Raw genomic sequence first — 18,550 nt, 5'->3', positions numbered from 1 at the left:
CCTCGTGCTCGATCATCGGACGTGTGCAGCGTAGTAGGCGGCCGAGGCCCGAGGCAGACCCCGTCAGTGGCCGGCCAGCCGGGCCTGCGCGGCGTGCCACCGCCCTGTTCCGCCCCGGGGCTCGTACGCCGTGAGGGGCTGCGTGTTGACGAGCAGCCGCCGCATTCCGGCCAGGTCACCGACCAGCCCGTCCGACCGCGCCTGGACCAGCACGTTCCCCAGCGCCGCCGCCTCGGTGGGCCCGGCCACCACCGGCAGACCGCACGCGTCGGCGGTGAGCTGGCACAGCAGGGCGTTGCGCGTACCGCCGCCGACCATGTGCACGACCTCGACCGGGTGCCCGGCGAGCCGCTCGGCGTCCCGGACGGCCTTGCGGTGCGCGAGGGCGAGGGAGTCGAGGATGCAGCGCGTCACCTCGGCCGGGGACTGCGGCACCGGCTGCCCCGAGACCCGGCACGCCTCGGCGATCCGCTCCGGCATCCGCCCGGGCGCGAGGAACGCCGCGTCGGACGCGTCCACGACCGACCGCAGTGCCGGCGCCTTGGACGCCTCCAGCAGCAGCCTGCCGAGATCCGGGTCGCCCCAGGCCCGTACGCACTCCTGGAGCAGCCACAGCCCCATGATGTTGCGCAGGTAGCGGACGGTGCCGTCCAGCCCCAGCTCATTGGTGAAGTTGGCGGCCCGGCTCTCCTCGGTCAGCACCGGCGCGTCCAGCTCCAGGCCGGCCAGCGACCAGGTGCCGGTGCAGATGTAGGCGAACCGCTCGTCCGGCGCGGGGACGGCGGCGACCGCCGACGCGGTGTCGTGGGACCCGACGGCGGTCACCGGCACGGGACCGGTCAGTCCCGTCTCCTCCAGCACCTCGGGCCGCAGCACCCCCGCCGGATCACCGGGCCGCCGCAGGGGAGCGAACAGCCCGAGGTCGATACCGAGGCGCTCCGCGACGCCGTACGCCCAGTCGCGGGTGCGCGGGTCGATCAGCTGGGTCGTGGACGCGTTGGTGAGTTCCGTGCCCTGCTCGCCGGTCAGCCAGTACGTCAGCAGGTCCGGCATCAGCAACAGTCGCCGGGCCTGGGCGAGTTGGGCCGTCGACCGGGCGGCGGTCACCTGGTACAGGGTGTTGAAGGGCGCGTACTGCAACCCGGTCGCGGCATACAGCTCCGCGGCGGGCACGGTCGCCCACACCTTCTCCGCGACACCCTGCGTCCGGGCGTCGCGGTAGTGCACGGGGTTGCCGAGCAGTGCCCCGTCCTCATCCAGCAGTCCGTAGTCCACGGCCCAGCTGTCGATGCCGACGGAGTCGACCTGCCCCGCCGCCCGCAGCCCGTCCAGGACTCCGGCGTACAGGCCGAGCACGTCCCAGCGCAGCCCCTCGGGCACGCGCACCGGCCGGTTGGGGAAGCGGTGGGCCTCGCTCAGCTCCAGCGAGTCGAGGCCGACCCGGCCGACCATGACACGCCCGCTCGACGCGCCGAGGTCGACCGCGGCGTACGACGTCACGCTCGCGCTCATCGCAGGAAGGCGGCGGCGACGCCGGCGTCGACCGGGACGTGCAGCCCCGTCGTGTGGGTGAGGTCCCCGCCGGTCAGCGCGAAGACCGCGTTGGCCACGTGCTCGGGGAGCACCTCCCGCTTGAGGATGGTCCGCTGCGCGTAGAACTCACCCAGCTTCTCCTCCTCCACCCCGTACACGGCGGCCCGCTGGGCGCCCCACCCGCCGGCAAAGATCCCCGAGCCGCGCACCACACCGTCCGGGTTGACGCCGTTGACGCGGATGCCGAACTCGCCCAGCTCGGCCGCGAGCAGCCGCACCTGGTGGGCCTGGTCGGCCTTGGTGGCGGAGTAGGCGATGTTGTGGGGGCCGGCGAACACGGCGTTCTTCGAGGCGATGTAGACGATGTCACCGCCCAGTTCCTGGGCGATCATCACCCGGGCCGCCTCCCGGGACACGAGGAACGACCCGCGCGCCATGATGTCGTGCTGGACGTCCCAGTCCTCGGCGGAGGTCTCCAGCAGCGGCTTGGAGATCGAGATCCCCGCGTTGTTGACGACGAGGTCCACTCCGCCGAAGGCCAGCACGGCCTCCCGGAACGCCTCGGCGATCTGCTCCTCGGACGTGACGTCCACCGTCACGGCGACGGCCTTGTCGGGCCCGCCCAGCTCCTCGGCGACGGCGGCGGCGTTCTGCGCGTGGAGATCGGCGACGACCACGCACGCGCCCTCGGCCACGAGCCGGTGCGCGACGGCCTTCCCGATCCCGCTGCCGGCACCCGTCACCAGCGCCACCCGGGTCGCCAGGGCCTTGGGCCTCGGCATTCGCCGGAGCTTGGCCTCCTCCAGCGCCCAGTACTCGATGCGGAACTTCTCGGACTCCTCGATCGGCGCGTAGGCGGACACGGCCTCGGCCCCGCGCATCACGTTGATGGCGTTGACGTAGAACTCGCCCGCGACCCGGGCGGTCTGCTTGTCCTTGCCGAAGGAGAACATGCCCACGCCCGGGATCAGCACGATCGCCGGGTCGGCGCCGCGCATGGCGGGGGAGTCGGGCCCGGCGTGCCGCCGGTAGTAGGCGGCGTACTCCTCGCGGTACTCGGCGTGCAGCTCCTTCAGCCGCGCGATCGCCTCCTCCAGCGGGGCGCTCGGCGGCAGGTCCAGGACCAGCGGCCGGACCTTGGTGCGCAGGAAGTGGTCCGGGCAGGAGGTGCCGAGCGCGGCGAGCCGCGGGTGTTCGGCGCTCGCGAGGAAGTCGAGCACGGCCCGGGAGTCGTCGAAGTGCCCCACCTGCGGCCGGTCCTGCGAGGCGACGGCCCGCACGTACGGGGCGAGCGCGGCGGCCCGCTCCCGCCGCTCACCGGCGCTCAGCGCGGCGTACCCCTCGATCACGGGTCCGAAGGGCTCGGCCTCGCCCCGCTCCGCGAGGAACTTCTCGGCGGTCCGGATGATGTGCAGCGAGTTACGCTCGCACTCCTCGGAGGTCTCCCCCCAGGCCGTGATTCCGTGCCCGCCGAGAACGCACCCCACGGCCTGCGGGTTGCCCCTCTGCGCGGCGGCGATGTCCAGTCCCAGCTGGAACCCCGGCCGCCGCCACGGCACCCACACCACGCTGTCCCCGAAGCACTCGGAGGTCAGCTTCTCCCCGTCGGCGGCGCAGGCCAGCGCGATCCCCGAGTCCGGGTGCAGATGATCGACGTGCGCGGCCTCGACCAGCCCGTGCATGGCGGTGTCGATGGACGGCGGGGCGGCCCCGCCCTTCCCGTGCAGGCAGTAGTCGAACGCGGCGACCATCTCGTCCTCGCGTTCGACACCGGGATAGACGTCGACGAGGGCCCGCATCCGGTCGAGCCGCAGCACGGCGAGCCCGCCCTCGGTCAACGTCCCGAGATCCCCACCGGACCCCTTGACCCACATCAGCTCGACGTCCCCACCGGTGACGGGATCCGTCCCGACGCCCTTGGCGGAGGCGTTGCCTCCCGCGTAGTTGGTGTTCCGGGGATCGGCCCCGAGCCGGTGCGACCGTACGAGCAGAGCGTCAGCTGCGGGATGAACAGCCATGAACAGTTCCTTTGCAACGGAGAGTGTTTATCTCAGGGGCGCGGGGAACTGCGCGACCAGCCACAACCGGTCCGCAGCCTGCATCGAACAGAACCCGGCAGACGCTCAGGCTCCCCAACCGGCCTGCTGCCCACCCACCCGCTCGGCGACGATCCGCTCGGCCCACCCGCACCGCCGGTACGCGGCAAGAGGCTCCGGATCCAGCCCCATCTCCTCCCGCACCTCCCGCAACAACGGCCGCACATCCGTGTTGTACGCATCCATCAGCACCGCATTGGCCTCCAGCACATCCCCACCGCGCTGCGCCGCCTCCAGCGCCTTCCCATCGACCAGCAGCGCCTTCGCCGTGGCCTCCTGCACATTCATCACCGACCGGATGATCGCCGGAATCTTCGCCTCGATGTTGTGGCACTGGTCGAGCATGAACGCGACCTCGGGCGTGAACCCACCGCCCCGCACGACCTCGTACATGATCCGGAAGAGCTGGAACGGATCCGCCGCCCCGACCATCAGGTCGTCGTCCGCGTAGAACCGCGAGTTGAAGTCGAACCCGCCGAGCTTCCCCTCCCGCAGCAGCGTTGCCACGATGAACTCGATGTTGGTCCCCGGGGCGTGATGCCCCGTGTCGACGACGACCTGCGCCTTCGGGCCGAGCTTCAGGCAGTGGGCGTAGGCGGTGCCCCAATCGGGCACGTCCGTCGTGTAGAACGCCGGCTCGAAGAACTTGTACTCCAGCAGCATCCGCTGCCCGTCCCCGAGCCGCTCGTAGACCTCGGCGAGCCCCTCGGCCAGCCGGTCCTGCCGCCCCCGGATGTCGTCCTGGCCGGGATAGTTCGTCCCGTCGGCGAACCACAGCTTCAGATCCGTCGAGCCCGTCGCATCCATGATGTCGACGCACTCCAGCAGGTGATCGACGGCCTTGCTCCGCACGGAGGCCTCCGGATGACAGATGCTCCCGAGCTTGTAGGCGTCGTCCTGGAAGGTGTTGGAGTTGATCGCCCCTAGCTTCACGCCCCGCTGCTCGGCGTGCTTCGCCAGCGCCGCGTAGTCGTCGACCTCGTCCCACGGAATGTGCAGGGCCACCGTCGGGGCGACGCCGGTGAACTCGTGCACCTTCGCCGCGTCGTCCAGCTTCTCGAACGGGGTGCGCGGCACGCCCTCCTGTGCGAAGACCTTGAACCGCGTGCCCGAGTTGCCGTACGCCCACGACGGCGTTTCGACGGCCTGTGTTTTGAGAGCGGCCTTCGCCGCGGCGAGCTCGGTCACGTCAGGCTCCTGTGACATCGGGTCGTGACGACTTACTGAATGAAACGATTCATGACGCGAAGCTATGGACCCCCCGAAGGGGTGTCAACCCCTCCGGCCGAGACGATTCCCGGTGACCCATTGGGCGCGATCCTGCTCTTGAACCGGCCCCAAGACCTTTTCGACCGGGACCCATTGACGTGACATGCGCGGCCCGCCTAACGTCCCGGCAACCCGGTTGAAACCTTTCACGACGTCTGAGGGCCGACCCGCCGACGTCGTCGAGGAGCCCGGACTTCGCCGCCGCCCAGGCCGGCACGGAGACCACCGGCGTCAACGCCCGAAACCGCTCACGGAAGAGTTCCACTTCGCACGACGACGGAGTCCACGAGATGCACCGACGTACCCTGCCGGCCGCCGCCCTCACGGGTGCTGTGGTGACCCCCGCTCTGGCCTCCGGCGCCGCGCGGGCCGCCGACCCCGGCCCCTCCGTCACCCGGACCGGCACCACCACCCTCGACGGCCGGGCGATCTTCTTCGTGTCGTACGACGGGCTGGTCAACAACAACGCGTTCCAGAAGAACGGCCTGCTGACCTGCAAGGGCCACCAGTACGCCGTCTGGTACACCGCAGACCGCAACGCCGTCGCCGGCCGTCGCGCCCTCGGCGGCAGCACCTGGTCGACCGTGAAGGTCGGTCACACCCTGCGCTACGACGACTCCCACAACGTCATCTGCATGGGCGTCTCCGAGGTCGACGGCCGCCTGCACCTCATCATGGACTCCCACAGCGACGGCTTCACCTACGTCAAGTCGGTCGCCGGGCTGATGGACGACCCCGGCGGGCTGAGCTGGACCGCCAGTCGCTTCGGGGCGCCCCGGGCGACCCTGGACGGGCTGGCCCTCACCTCCCGGTTCACCTACCCGCAGTTCGTGTCCACGCCCGAGAGCAAGCTCCAGCTGAGCTACCGCGTCGCCGTCTCCGGCAACGGGCGCAACGCCCTCGCCGAGTACGACGGCATGAAGTGGACCGACCTCGGCGAGTGGTCGAGCTCCACCGGCACGTACACCAGCGAGCACGGCTCCTCCACCGCCCGCAACATGTACCTGCACGGCATCGACTACGACCGCAACGGCCGGCTGCACTCCTTCTTCACCTGGCGCGAGCAGAACGGCGCCGTGATGTGCAGCAGCGGCGGCATCACCAACCACGACACCGGCTATGTCCACTCCGACGACCGGGGCCGCACCTGGCGCAACGACGCCGGCACCGTCGTCGGCGTCACCGGAGGCTCCGACCAGGTGTCCGTGACCGACGCCGGTCTGGTGATCGACCCGCTCAACCCCGACCACTGTCTGATGAACCAGGAGAGCCAGTTCACCGACTCCGCGGGCCGGCCGCACGCGATCATCTCCTACGTCCCCGGCCGCTTCGGCCAGTGCACCACGAGCTACGTCGCGGACCGGACCGCCGACGGCCGTGCCTTCCACGTCCGCAGGAACGCCTCCGGCACCTGGCAGAAGACCGAGATACCGGTACCTCTCGACTCCAGCCAGCGCACCAAACTCATCCTGGACACGTACGACAACGCGTACGCGGTCTTCCCCTTCGGCAGGATCGCCGGGGCCTCCGCGGCCTCCGGGTACACCGACTGGAAGATCCTCTTCGACGGCAGCGGCCTCAATGCCTTCGGCGAGGTCGTCATCGACGAGACACGGGTCGCGCAGGACGGCGTGCTGTCGTTCATGTACCAGGAGAAGTCCAGCGGGACGACCCCCTCGGCGCTGCACGTCGTCGACTTCCGGCTGCCCGCCTGACCGCGACCGGTCCCCGGTGCGGCGTGCCGGTAATGTGAAACCGCCCCGCCCGCCGCCCCCTCGTCTCCCTCTGGAGGTCCCTGCCCGATGGCCCAGCCGGTGGGTATCAAGGACGTCGCACGCGTCGCCGGAGTCTCCGTCGGCACGGTCTCCAACGTGATCAACCGCCCGGACGCGGTCGCGACCGAGACCCGGGCCCGGGTGCTGTCCGCGATAGACCGGCTCGGCTACGTCCGCAGTGAGTCCGCGCGCCAGCTGCGCGCGGGCCGCAGCCGCATCATGGGGCTGCTCGTCCTCGACATGGGCAACCCCTTCTTCGTCGACGTCGCGCGCGGTGCCGAGCGCGCCGCCCGGCAGGCCGGACTCGGCGTCATGGTCTGCAACAGCGCCCAGAACCCCGGCGAGGAGGCCGAGTACCTGTCGCTCTTCGCCGAGCAGCGGGTGCGCGGTGTGCTGCTCACCCCGGCCGACGCGACCGGCCGCAACATCGAGACGTTCCGCCGGCACGGCATCCCGTTCGTCCTGGTCGACCGGGTCGCCGAGGGCACCACCGAGTGCTCGGTCTCCGTCGACGACGTGAGGGGCGGCGCCCTGGCCGTACGCCACCTCGTCGAGGCCGGGCACCGCTCGATCGCCTACGTCAGCGGCCCGCCCGGCCTGAACCAGGTCAGTGACCGCCGCACTGGCGCCCTCGAAGCCCTCGCCGAGGCCGGGCTCGGCCCCGACGCGCTGCGTGAGCTGCCCACCGAACGGCTGGACGTCGCCGCGGGACGGGACGCCGGGGCCCGGCTGCTCGGGCTGGCGGACCGGCCCACCGCCGTGTTCTGCGCCAACGACCTCCTCGCCCTCGGCCTCCTGCAAGCCATGTACGCGGCCGGCGTCGGTGTCCCCGACGACCTCGCCATCGTCGGCTACGACGACATCGAGTTCGCCGCCGCCGCTGCCGTCCCGCTCACCTCGGTGCGGCAGCCCGCCGTCGCCATGGGCGCCCTGGCCGCCGAGCTGCTCCTGGAGGAGACGGAGGGGGGCGCGGCGCGCGCACACGAGCACCGGAGGATCGTCCTCCAGCCCGAGCTGGTGGTCCGCCGCTCCAGCCTGTCCGCCCGCTGAGCCTGAACGGCGGTTCAGCAAGATTTCATGATCGAAGGGCTCACCCGCCGGTGATCCCTGTGATGAACTGGGACGCGGTCCGAAAATCCGTCCGTCCCGGGAGCCCTGTTGACCGTCAGCTACCGCCAGCCCGGAGTCGTCCTCACCGACCGTCGCTTCACCGTCCCCCTCGATCACGGCCGCCCCGAGGGCGAGACGATCGAGCTGTACGCCCGCGAAGTCGTCGCCGGCGACAAGACGCACCAGGACCTCCCCTGGCTCCTGTACCTCCAGGGCGGGCCCGGCTTCGGCGCCGACCGCTCCGTCGGCAGGCCCGGCTGGCTCGGCAGGGCCCTCAAGGAGTACCGCGTCCTGCTCCTCGACCAGCGCGGCACCGGCCACAGCACACCCGCGAACCGGCAGACGCTCCCGCTGCGCGGCGGACCGGCCGAGCAGGCCGACTACCTCACGCACTTCCGCGCCGACTCCATCGTCCGCGACTGCGAGGCGATCCGCGCGCAGCTCACCGGCGGCAGGCCGTGGACCGTGCTCGGCCAGAGCTTCGGCGGCTTCTGCGTCACCAGCTACCTGTCCCTCGCCCCCGAAGGTCTGGCCAACGCCGTGATCACCGGCGGTCTGCCCTCCCTCGACGCCCACGCCGACGACGTCTACCGGGCCGCCTTCCCGCGCATCGAACGCAAGGTCACCGCCCACTACGCCCGCTACCCCCAGGACGCCGAGCGCGCCCGCCGCATCGCCCGCCACCTCCTCGACCACGACGTGGTCCTGCCGAACGGCTACCGGCTCACCGTCGAGGCCTTCCAGTCCCTCGGCATCGCCCTCGGCACCGGCGACGGCAGTCACCGCCTCCACCACCTCCTCGAGCACGCCTTCGTCCGCACCCCGCAGGGCCGCACGCTCTCCGACGCGTTCCAGGAGCAGGCGCAGAGCATGCTCTCCTACGCCCGCCACCCGCTGTACGCCCTGATCCACGAGTCGATCTACGGCCAGGACGCCCGGCCCACGGCCTGGTCGGCCGAGCGGGTCCGCGCCGAGTTCCCGCAGTTCGACGCCGCCAAGGCCCTCGCGGGCGACGAACCCCTGCTCTTCACCGGGGAATCGATTCACCCCTGGATGTTCGACTGCGACCCCGCGCTGCGCCCGCTGCGCGAGACCGCCGACCTGCTCGCCGCCCGCACCGACTGGACGCCCCTGTACGACCCGGCCCGCCTCGCCGCCAACACGGTGCCGGTCGTGGCCGCCGTCTACCACGACGACATGTACGTCGACACGGCCCACTCCCTGCGCACCGCCCGCGCGATCCGGGGCCTGCGCACCTGGGTCACGGACGAGTTCGAGCACGACGGCATCCGCGCCGGCGGCCCCCGCGTCCTCGACCGGCTCCTGGCGCTCGTGCGGGACGAGGTGTGATCTCGTGCCGCAGACCCGGTGACGCCGCCGGCGCGGATTAGTCTGCCGACATGACGACCACTCAATTGCAGCCCATGCCCGGCGACTGGCGGCGTGCCCTCGCGGTCGTGGCGCATCCGGACGATCTCGAGTACGGCTGTTCGGCGGCGATCGCGGGCTGGACCGACGAGGGCCGCGAGGTCGCCTACGTCCTCGCGACGCGGGGCGAGGCGGGCATCGACACGCTGGACCCCGCGCGGTGCGGGCCGCTGCGCGAGCAGGAGCAGCGGGCGAGCGCGGCCGTGGTCGGCGTCTCGGAGGTGGAGTTCCTCGACCACAAGGACGGCGTCATCGAGTACGGCACCGCCCTGCGCCGCGACATCGCCGCCGCCATCCGCCGGCACCGGCCCGAGCTGGTCATCACGCTCAACCACCGCGACACCTGGGGCGGTGTCGCCTGGAACACCCCGGACCACGTGGCCGTCGGCCGGGCCACGCTCGACGCGGCCGGCGACGCCGGCAACCGGTGGATCTTCCCCGAGCTGATCGAGCGGGGCCTCGATCCCTGGGACGGCGTGCGCTGGGTCGCGGTCGCCGGATCCAGCACACCCACACACGCGGTCGACGCCACAGCGGGGATGGAACGGGCGGTGCGCTCCCTGCTGGAGCACCGCACGTACATCGAGGTGCTGACCAGCGAGGATCCGGAGACGTACGCACGCGGCTTCCTGGCCCGCAACGCCGAGGCGACGGGGGAGCGGTTCGGGGGCAGGCCGGCGGTGGCGTTCGAACTGTTCAGCAGATGACCGGCGGTTGACCGCAGACGACGGGGGAGAGCACGACAGGCAGCGAGGAACTGGCCGGGCGGTTCGAGGAACACCGGGGGCATCCGGAAGCGGTGGCCTACCGCATGCCCATATCGCTCGCGAGGCGGAGGACGCCGTCCAGGAGGCCTTGTTCGCCCCGTTCGTGCGCTCGCGGAGCTGGTGCTGATCAACCGCCGATCGGGGTGATCGACACGTCCGAGGGCCGGGTGCGGTCGGTCATGGGCTCACGATCGCCGACGGCCGGGCCTCCGGCAGTACACCCCGGCCGACCCCGAACGGTGGGAGCGCCTGAGGTGCCCCGGGCCGGTGGCATGACCGGCACCCGCCCGTCACCGGTCGTTTCGTATGCTGAACGGCATGCGGGATCACCAGGCCGGGCGGCCGGAACTGCGCGGCGACTGCGAGCGGTGCTTCGGGCTGTGCTGCGTCGCCCTGCCCTTCGCCGCCTCGGCCGACTTCGCGGTCGACAAGGCCGCCGGCACGCCCTGCCGCAACCTCCGTGAGGACCACCGCTGCGGCATCCACGCCCGGCTCCGGCAGCAGGGATTCACCGGCTGCACGGTCTACGACTGCTTCGGTGCCGGACAGCAGGTCTCGCAGATCACCTTCGGCGGCCGGGACTGGCGCACCGGGCCTGCTGAGGACGCCCGGCGCATGTTCGAGGTGTTCCCGGTGGTCCGGCAGCTGCACGAGCTGCTGTGGTACCTGACCGAGGCGCTCGCCCTGCCGGCGGCCCGTCCCGTCCAGGCCGAGCTGCGCAAGGCCTTGGAGAAGACCCGGGAACTGACCGGCGGGAGCCCCGAGGAGCTCGCCGCGCTCGACGTGGCGGCCCACCGCCAGGAGGTCAACGTCCTGCTGCTGAGGACGAGCGAACTGGCCAGGGCCGGCTTCAAGGGCCGCAAGAAGGACCGCCGGGGCGCGGACCTCATGGGCGCCCGTCTCAAGGGCGCCGACCTGCGCGGTGCGACCCTGCGCGGTGCCTACCTCATCGCCGCCGACCTCACCGGCGCCGACCTGCGGGGAGCGGACCTGATCGGTGCCGACCTGCGGGACGCGGACCTCACGGACGCCGACCTGACCGGGGCGTTCTTCCTCACCCAGCCGCAGCTGAACGCGGCCCGGGGCAGCGCCGGGACGCGGCTGCCCGGGTCAGTCACCCGTCCCGGGCACTGGACCGCGCAGGTCTGAGGCCGGCTCCCGCACCGGGGTGCGGCGCTCCGGGTGCAGGCGCAGGCCCTCCGGCATCAGCGTCAGCCGCTCCGTCACGCGCAGCCGGTAGCCCGGGTCGGCCCGCAGCTCGTAGCGCCGCAGCAGCAGCCCGAGCACCAGCGTCGCCTCGTGCAGCGCGAACTGCCGCCCGATGCACGCCCGTGCGCCCGTCCCGAACGGCTTGAAGGTGTGCGGGGGCCGGGACCGTACGGCACCGGCGTCGAAGCGGTCGGGGTCGAACCGTTCGGGGTCCTCGCCCCACACCTCGGGGTCCCGGTGCAGCATCGGCGTCAGCACCAGGGCCCAGGCGCCCCGCCGCATGGGGTGCTCCCCGGCCAGCACCGTGTCCTCACGGGCCTCCCGGGCGAACGCGGGCGCGGTGGGCCACAGCCGCAGCGACTCGTCCAGCACCCGGCGGACGTAGCGCAGCCGGGCCACCTGCTCGTAGGCGGGCTCCGCCGTGTCTGCCCACACCCGGTCCACCTCGGCGCGGGCCCGGGCGGCGATCTCGGGGTGGCGGGCGAGGTAGTGCAGGGCGAAGGAGAGGGCGCCCGAGGTCGTCTCGTGGCCGGCCACGAGGAACGTGATGACCTGGCGGCGGACGTTCTGCGGCGCCAGCCGTTCCCCGGTGCCGGGGTGCGTCGTCTCCAGCATGCGGTCCAGCAGATCGCCGTCGCCGCCACCAATGGCGCGCCGGGCCCGGACCAGTTCGTCGACCGTGTGGTTGAGGTGGGCGATGTCGGCCGCGTTGCGCCGGCTCGCGCTGCGCAGCAGCAGCGGGGCCAGCGGGAAGGGCACGGTGTTGAGCCGCTGCGCGTAGGTCAGGGTGCCCACCATCGCGGTCACGAAGGGATGCGGGAGGGAGCGCTCGAACGAACCGAAGTCGTGCCCGAAGCCGGTGCGCGCGATCGTCTCCAGCGTCAGCTTGGTCATGTCGCCGGGTACGTCCACCGCCCGGCCCGTCGCCGCCGCCCGGTCCCAGTGCTCGGTGAGCCGCCGCGCGACCGACAGCATCATCGGGTGGTAGCCGGCCATGGCGTCGCGGCTGAACCCCGGTGCGAGCACATCGTGGGCGAGCTGCCAGTTGGGCTCGTGGTTGTAGGCCGTGAACAGCCCGTCTCCGGCGACCGGCCGCAGGTTGGCCACGCCGAGCCCCACGTGCTTGGCGAACCGGGACTCGTCCGCGAGGTCGGCCGCGTGCCGGGCCCCCCACACGAACACGAACTCCTTGCCGAACGCCTTGCGCCGGAACACCGGGCCCAGCTGCCGGGCGTAGCGCAGCGAGTCCTGGATCGGAGTGCGCCGGTCGACACCCAGGACGTCCCCCAGCAGGGGGATCCGGCGCGGCGGGCGCGGGATGCGGTCCAGCTGCGGCCATCCCAGCTCGGCACTCCGGAACCCCTTGGGTTCCCCGGTCCGTGTCGGCGCCTCCGTCATGACGCGATCTCCCTTGATCCGGCAGCGGGTTCGCACGTGTTGTACGTGGGTTCAATAGCGCGGTTCAGTCTGGAGCCGTTGTTGAACCGGCGTCAAGTAAAGTGCGGCCATGGCCGCGAACCAGGGCGGGCGCACGCGCCGTCGGCTCAGCACCGAGGAGCGCCGGGAGCAGCTCCTGTCCGTGGGTGCGCGGCTGTTCTCGGAGAGCCCCTACGACGATGTGTGGATCGAGCAGGTGGCCGAGATCGCCGGGGTGTCGCGCGGACTGCTCTACCACTACTTCCCGACGAAGCGGGACTTCTTCGCTGCGGTGGTCGAGCGCGAGAGCGAGCGCATGCTGCGCATGACGGCGGCGGTGCCCGGAGTCCCGGTCCGTGAGCAACTCGCCGCGGGGCTCGAGACGTTCCTGGAGTACGTCCAGGCACACGCGCACGGCTATCGCGCCTTCCATCGCGCCGACGCGGCCGGGGACCAGGCGGTGCGGCGGGTCTACCAGCGGGCTCTCGGTGCGCAGGAGCGGCAGATCCTCACCGCGCTCGCCGCCGATCCCGAGTTCGGCCCCGCCTTCGAGGAGCGGCCGGAGGTCCGGCTGGCCGTGCGCGGCTGGCTGGCGTTCACCACGAGCGTCTGTCTGGAGTGGCTGCGCGGCGCGGAGTTGGACCGCGCGCAGGTGCGCGAGCTCTGCGCACGCGCCCTGCTGGGCGTGCTCACACCCTGAAGGTTGTCGCAAAGGGGATGTGCCGTGGTTGGCGCACACTCGGATCTTCGATAGGTTAGGTGAGGCTTACCTAAGGAGGTCTGGGATGGGTGACGACAGCCACAGCTGGACGGCGGCTCCCGCCGCGGCGGAGCGGGCGCGCTCGGTGCTCGCCACCGCGTGGTCCTGCTCCGTGACCGCGGAGGGCACACGCGAGGAACTGGTCGGCGCGCACACCGTGGGCGAGGACGGCCGGCTGCTCGTGGACGTGCCCGAGGACAGCGCCCTGCTCGCGGCCGCGATCTGCGCGCCCCGCGGCGAGCCGTCCGCGGTGCTGGAGTTCGCCGACGTCGCGCCCGTCCCGGTCCGCAACCGGATCCGCGCCCGGCTGTGGCTCGCGGGCTGGTTCGCCGTCGAAGGCGAGCGCATCGCCTTCACACCCACCCGGGTCGTGCTGCGGCAGCCGTCCGGTTCCCGGGTCGTGGACCTCGGCGAGTTCACCGCCGCCGTGCCCGACCCGCTCACCACGGCGGAGGCGCGGCTGCTGACGCACCTCGCCGACTGCCACGCCGACGCCGTCGAGCGGCTCACCCGGCTCGTCGACTCCGACAGCCTGCACGGCGCGGTCCGCGTCCAGCCGCTCGCCGTCGACCGGCACGGCCTGACGCTGCGCATCGAACGGGTCCGCGCCCACGGCGACGTGCGCCTCGCCTTCCACGCGCCCGCCGACGACGTCGCGCAACTCACCGAGCGCATGCACGTCCTGCTCGGCCAGGCCGCCGCCGCGTCGTGCCCGCGGGCACTACAGCGGCAGCGCACAGACGGCGACGGGTGAGGGGAACGTTTCTTCTGCGCGCCGGAGTTCGCCGTTCGCCTCGTCCACGTGGAAGACGGTGACGGTGGAGGACTTCTGGTTGGCGGCGAACAGCAGCGCGCCCTCCGGTGAGAAGGCGATCTGCCGGGGGAAGTCGCCGCCCACCGGCACCGTGTCGAGCAGCCGCAGCCGGGCGCCCTCCGCCTCCACGGCGTAGCGGGTGAGGCTGTTGTGGCCGCGGTTGGCGAGGTAGGCGTACCGGCCGTTCGCGGTCACCAGGATCTGCGCCGGGTGGTTGGTGCCCGAGCCGGTGCCGGTGGACTGCGCCTCGCCGACGGTGACCCGGCCGGAGGCCCTGTCGTACGAGCAGACCGCCACCGTGTCGTCGACCTCGTTGGCGAGGTAGGCGTAGCGGCCGCCGGGATGGAACGTGAGGTGGCGCGGACCCGCGCCCGGCCGGGTCCGCGCCCGCCCGACCTCGGTGAGCGTGCCCGCCTTCTCGTCCAGCCGGTACGTGTAGACGGTGTCCGTCCCCAGGTCCACGGCGAGCACATGCCCGCCGTCCGGGCTCGTGACGACCTGGTGGGCGTGCGGGCCCTCCTGACCCGGACCGGGCGGCGGAGCGGAGTGCCGGACGAGGTCGGTGCGTTCACCGAGGGCGCCCGAGGCATCGATGGGATGCACGGCCACGCTGCCCGAGCCGTAGTTCGCGCTCAGCAGCCAGCGGCCGCCCGGATGCACCGACAGGTGACAGGGGGCGGACCCGCCGGTGCTCCGGCTGCCCAGCACCTTCCGGTCGGACAGCCGGACGGCGGTCACCGCGCCGTCGTCCCGCTCGTCCACCGCGTACAGCGTGCGGCGGTCGGGGTGGACCGCCAGATACGACGGGTCGCCGACACCGCCGATCGTGCCGGCGCCGGTGATCCGCCCCGTCCCCGGGTCGTACGTCGCCAGGCCGACGCCCGTGCCGCCGCCCTCGACGGAGGTGTATGTGCCCAGGTAGAGCGGGCGGGGCCCGGAGGGGCGGCGGGCCTCGCGCGACGGGCTCGTGCCCGCCTCAGGGGCCGTGGCCGGATCCGTCGCCGGGGCGGGCGCGTCGCCGCAGGACGGCAACGCCGCCACGCCCGCCCCGCACGCCAGCGCGCCGACGAACCGGCGCCTGCTCCAGCCGCCACTGCCCATGTCGCCCCTCGTCGTCCCTCGTCCCGGTCGTGACAGCCACCTTGGCGTTTCCCGCCCGCCGGGTGCAAACAACGGCCGCCGCTGTCGCGCGCGATGCGACGGGCCGGCTACCAGTCGCCGTCCTGGACCGGGGCGCCCGGAGCGTCTTTGAGCTGCTGGGTCTGCCCCGGCGTGGGCGACTGCCAGGGCTCGTGGTCGTCGCCGAGCCAGTCGCCGACCGGCTTGACGGACTGGAGCGTGTCCGTGGGGGCGAGGTCCTCCGCGTCCTGGTCGAAGTAGTCGAACCAGGGCAGGCCGGCCCGGGTGTACGCGGCCCGGTCCACCGGCGACGGCGGTGCGGCCTCACCGGTGATGCGGCGCCACTCCGGCGGCGTGACCAGGTGCACGAACACCCGCCCCGCGGGTTTTTGCGACCAGTCGGTGAGCGGCCGGTCGTCCTGGTAGACCTCCTGCCGCATGGAGCCGCCGACACCCAGCCCCATCGCGGCGGCAGCGCGGCGGACTCGCCGGAACGGCACCGGCGGCGGGCGCCGGAACCGACCCGGGCGAGGCCGGGGCCGCCGGAGGCATCGGGGCGCCGTAACCGCCGGATGCGGGCGGCGCGGCCGAGGGCATCGGAGCGCCGTAGCCGCCGGGCGCGGGCGGCGCGGCCAGGGGCACCGGTGGGCCGTAGCCGCCGGTCGCGGCCGTCGGCAGCCCGCCCGGCATCGCCGCGCCGTAGCCGCTCGTCGGCGGTGCGGAGCGCTCCCGCTCCGCCCGCAGCCGCTCCTCGGCGCGCCACCGCGCCAGCTGCCGGTCGTTCAGAGCGAAGGACTGCAGCTGGACGCCGCCCCACACCTCCTCGCCGGTGACCTGCCCCTCGACGGTGGCGCCCAGACCGAGCGGGACGGCCACGAACTGCCGGACCGTGCCCGTGCCGGAGTTGATGCCGTCCAGCCAGGGCTGGCGGGGGAGCACCACGTAGTTCTGCGGGTCGCGTGCCGGACGGTCGCTCCAGGGCCGGCCGGAGACCGCGCACACCTTGCCGACGCCGACCTGGAGCGCGGCCGGCTCCGAGGTGCCCGCGAAGCTCAGCCACATCGCCTCGCGCAGATACACCGGCAGCATCACACCGCCGCGGGCCCGCCACTCCGCCGGGACCCGGTCCGCGTAGTCCTCGACGCGCCGCACCGGGAACTCGCCGAGGCCCGGGGGCAGCGGATGAGTGCCCGTCTCCGGCAGGCGCAGGGTGCGGATGAACCGCACGGCGACCCCGCCCGGCAGCCGCAGAGTGTTTCCGTCGATCCGCACGCCCGTTTCGGCCATCGGCCCGCCCCTCGCATCAGGCGCCGGCTCCCTGCCGGCGTTCCCCTCAGCGAGAACGCCCGCCGAACCCCGCGCGGTTCCGCCACATCTGCTCCGTGACGCCCAGCCGCTCCCGCAGCCGCGTCAGACGGGGCATCCGGGCCCGCTGCTCGCGCGACACACGGTCCAGTTCCTCGAACAGGCGGCGGGTGCGGTGCTCGGTGTCGAGCTCGTCGAGGATGCGGTTCACCTCCGTCAGCACGGCCCCCGGAAGCTGCCAGTGCCCGGGGGAGCGCTCGGCCTCCTCGCGCAGCAGCAGAGCCAGCTTGTCGCGGGTGCCCGCCGCGGTGCGCAGTTCGGCGGCGAGACGTTCCTCCGCCGACTCGGCGCTCGCGCTCAGATGGGTGGTGACCAGCACGGCGAAGCTCACCACGGCGTCGGCGATCTCGGATAGCACCTGCTCCAGGGCGGCGCCCGTCTCGGGCTCGAACAGCGGCTCGGGCTCACGCTCCTTCGCCAGGTCGGTCAGGGAACGGGCGAGCACGCGCAGGACCACCGTGCAGATCTCCAGCGTGTCCAGACCGGTGCGCATCACCACCCGGTGCAGCACGCTGTCCTGCACGCGCGGATTGAGCCGCAGACTGTCCTCCGCCTGCCGCAGCGCCGCGTCCACCTCGACGATGTCGTGGTCCAGCCGGCGCGCCTCGTGCAGCTGGCTCTCCGCGCGCTCCACGGGAATGCCGCCCGCGGCCTCCTCGCCCATGCGCAGCATCAGCTGCCGCAGCCGGCGCGCGAGACCCTCGATGGACTCGCCGGCCTCCTCCACCCACACCGGCGGAGCCAGCAGCAGGTTGCAGGCGAGCCCGACGGACGCGCCGATCAGGGTCTCCACCACCCGGGCCCACGCGTAGTCCCCGACGCTGGTCACGCCGAGCACGAGCATCGCACTGATCGCGACCTCGGGTACGTACTCCTCCACGCGGACCAGCCGTCCCACCGCCAGCGAGGCCAGCAGGAGCAGCGCCAGGCTCCACCAGGTCAGGCCCACGAGCAGGCTGAACGCGATGGCGAGCAGCACGCCGGTCACCACCGCGTTCACCCGCCGGAAGCCGTTGGTGATCGTGGCGTACAGGGTCACCTGGACGACCAGCAGCGCCGTCAGGGGAGCGGTGAGCGGGGCCGGCTCGGGGCTCAGCCGCAGCGCGATGACGTAGGCGATCGTCGCGGCGGTCGCGGACCGCAGCGTCTGGACGACCACGGGATCACGCCGCTTGCTCACGATCCGCTCGGCGTGCGCCGTCCACTCACGTACCTCTCGCATCCTCGGGCTGTTCCCCTTCCCCGGCGTATCGAACGGATCCGTCGAACACGTCCATCACTTCTCTGAAGGACGCTCACGAAGGACGTTAGTGCCGGGGCAAAGCACGGGCGACCGAGGAGGGCTCGGGCGGACCCCGTGTCTCAGGCGGACACCTTGTCGAGGAAGGCGGACAGATGGCTCCTGGTCCGCGCGATCTGTTCGTCCACGGTCAGGCTCTCCTCGAACCGCGACCCCGCCTCCGGTGCCTTCTTCCCGCGTACATAGAGGGAACAGGCGAGGTCGGTGCACATGTACGCGCCCACCGAATTGCCCTCACGGCCGGCCGCGCCCGCCTGGCGGGCGGTCATCAGCGAGACCCCGCCGCGCGGATGCGTCGTCAGGCACAGCGAACACATGCTGCGGTGCAGGAAACCTCGCTGCGCCGCCTGGAACCGCATCGAGAGGCCGACGAGCCGTCCTCCGCGCTCGGTCACCAGATAGCTCCGGTCGGGTGCCCCCGGGTCCCGCCACCCGAGGAAGTCGAGATCGTCCCAGGGGCGTTCGTCGAGGTCCCGGGGCACGGCCAGACGCTTGGCCTCGCCCTTCGAGCAGTTGATGAAGGAGGCGCGGACGTCCTGCTCGGTGAGCGGCTGCATGGAAGCTCCAGGGAGTCGTCTTCGTGAACCTA

Annotated in this window: 16 protein-coding genes; 7 read left to right on the top strand and 9 right to left on the bottom strand. The window is 72.5% G+C overall.

The features are described 5' to 3' along the window. Positions 1-63: 63 nt before the first annotated feature. The 3 genes from ACFZDI_RS13705 to rhaI form a co-directional block, all read right to left on the bottom strand. The gene (locus ACFZDI_RS13705; RefSeq protein ID WP_391250271.1) at positions 64-1,512 is read right to left on the bottom strand and encodes an FGGY-family carbohydrate kinase; all 1,449 of its coding nucleotides are present in this window, start codon (positions 1,510-1,512) and stop codon (positions 64-66) included. Beyond that, on the bottom strand, positions 1,509-3,551 hold the full coding sequence (locus tag ACFZDI_RS13700; protein ID WP_391250268.1) for a bifunctional aldolase/short-chain dehydrogenase: 2,043 nt from the start codon (positions 3,549-3,551) through the stop codon (positions 1,509-1,511). The genes ACFZDI_RS13705 and ACFZDI_RS13700 overlap by 4 nt, the downstream gene beginning before the upstream one ends. Before the next feature lie 105 nt (positions 3,552-3,656). Next, positions 3,657-4,817: an L-rhamnose isomerase gene (rhaI, locus tag ACFZDI_RS13695; RefSeq protein WP_391250266.1), complete on the bottom strand. Its 1,161-nt coding sequence runs from the start codon at positions 4,815-4,817 to the stop codon at positions 3,657-3,659. A 371-nt stretch (positions 4,818-5,188) separates the two neighbouring features. On the opposite strand from rhaI, the gene ACFZDI_RS13690 reads away from it, so the two are divergent. The 5 genes from ACFZDI_RS13690 (at position 5,189) to ACFZDI_RS13670 (ending at position 11,127) form a co-directional block, all read left to right on the top strand. Then, the gene (locus ACFZDI_RS13690; protein WP_391250264.1) at positions 5,189-6,613 is read left to right on the top strand and encodes a BNR-4 repeat-containing protein; all 1,425 of its coding nucleotides are present in this window, start codon (positions 5,189-5,191) and stop codon (positions 6,611-6,613) included. Positions 6,614-6,700: 87 nt separating this feature from the next. Then, the gene (locus ACFZDI_RS13685) at positions 6,701-7,723 is read left to right on the top strand and encodes a substrate-binding domain-containing protein (RefSeq protein ID WP_391250262.1); all 1,023 of its coding nucleotides are present in this window, start codon (positions 6,701-6,703) and stop codon (positions 7,721-7,723) included. A 108-nt stretch (positions 7,724-7,831) separates the two neighbouring features. After that, positions 7,832-9,133 (top strand): alpha/beta fold hydrolase, encoded by a 1,302-nt coding sequence (locus tag ACFZDI_RS13680; RefSeq protein ID WP_391250260.1) that lies wholly within the window; start codon positions 7,832-7,834, stop codon positions 9,131-9,133. A 50-nt stretch (positions 9,134-9,183) separates the two neighbouring features. Then, the gene (locus tag ACFZDI_RS13675) at positions 9,184-9,918 is read left to right on the top strand and encodes a PIG-L deacetylase family protein (RefSeq protein WP_234845794.1); all 735 of its coding nucleotides are present in this window, start codon (positions 9,184-9,186) and stop codon (positions 9,916-9,918) included. 366 nt (positions 9,919-10,284) lie between these two features. Beyond that, positions 10,285-11,127 carry a pentapeptide repeat-containing protein gene (locus tag ACFZDI_RS13670; protein WP_268838773.1) on the top strand — a complete coding sequence of 281 codons (843 nt, stop codon included), beginning with the start codon at positions 10,285-10,287 and terminating at the stop codon, positions 11,125-11,127. Here the strand turns inward: ACFZDI_RS13670 and ACFZDI_RS13665 are convergent. Then, on the bottom strand, positions 11,089-12,585 hold the full coding sequence (locus tag ACFZDI_RS13665; protein ID WP_391250257.1) for a cytochrome P450: 1,497 nt from the start codon (positions 12,583-12,585) through the stop codon (positions 11,089-11,091). The two genes, ACFZDI_RS13670 and ACFZDI_RS13665, sit on opposite strands and share 39 nt — an antisense overlap. A gap of 109 nt (positions 12,586-12,694) precedes the next feature. Between ACFZDI_RS13665 and ACFZDI_RS13660 the strand changes: the two genes are divergently transcribed. Both ACFZDI_RS13660 and ACFZDI_RS13655 read left to right on the top strand, forming a co-directional pair. Beyond that, complete coding sequence (locus ACFZDI_RS13660; RefSeq protein ID WP_361112306.1) at positions 12,695-13,303, top strand: TetR/AcrR family transcriptional regulator; 609 nt, start codon at positions 12,695-12,697, stop codon at positions 13,301-13,303. Positions 13,304-13,388: 85 nt separating this feature from the next. Beyond that, on the top strand, positions 13,389-14,117 hold the full coding sequence (locus ACFZDI_RS13655; RefSeq protein ID WP_391250254.1) for a DUF2470 domain-containing protein: 729 nt from the start codon (positions 13,389-13,391) through the stop codon (positions 14,115-14,117). Here the strand turns inward: ACFZDI_RS13655 and ACFZDI_RS13650 are convergent. From ACFZDI_RS13650 to ACFZDI_RS13630, 5 genes are all read right to left on the bottom strand, one after another. Further along, positions 14,085-15,278 carry a beta-propeller fold lactonase family protein gene (locus tag ACFZDI_RS13650; RefSeq protein ID WP_391250252.1) on the bottom strand — a complete coding sequence of 398 codons (1,194 nt, stop codon included), beginning with the start codon at positions 15,276-15,278 and terminating at the stop codon, positions 14,085-14,087. The two genes, ACFZDI_RS13655 and ACFZDI_RS13650, sit on opposite strands and share 33 nt — an antisense overlap. Before the next feature lie 107 nt (positions 15,279-15,385). Further along, positions 15,386-15,664, bottom strand: coding sequence for a hypothetical protein (locus ACFZDI_RS13645; protein WP_391250250.1), 279 nt, complete (start codon positions 15,662-15,664; stop codon positions 15,386-15,388). Further along, positions 15,621-16,583: a hypothetical protein gene (locus ACFZDI_RS13640; protein WP_391250248.1), complete on the bottom strand. Its 963-nt coding sequence runs from the start codon at positions 16,581-16,583 to the stop codon at positions 15,621-15,623. Before ACFZDI_RS13640 ends, ACFZDI_RS13645 begins: the two co-directional genes overlap by 44 nt. Positions 16,584-16,629: 46 nt before the next feature. Then, a complete protein-coding gene (locus ACFZDI_RS13635; protein WP_234845789.1) occupies positions 16,630-17,883 on the bottom strand; it encodes an aromatic acid exporter family protein in 1,254 nt (417 codons plus the stop codon). Positions 17,884-18,023: 140 nt separating this feature from the next. Further along, entirely contained in the window at positions 18,024-18,518 is a 495-nt protein-coding gene (locus ACFZDI_RS13630) for an FBP domain-containing protein (protein WP_391250246.1), read from the bottom strand. Between the last annotated feature and the right edge of the window lie 32 nt (positions 18,519-18,550).

This window comes from Streptomyces sp. NPDC007907 (genome assembly GCF_042959365.1).
GTDB lineage: Bacteria > Actinomycetota > Actinomycetes > Streptomycetales > Streptomycetaceae > Streptomyces > Streptomyces indiaensis.
Note: the sequence above shows the minus strand (reverse complement) of the source record. Positions and strands in the feature narration are given on the sequence as shown.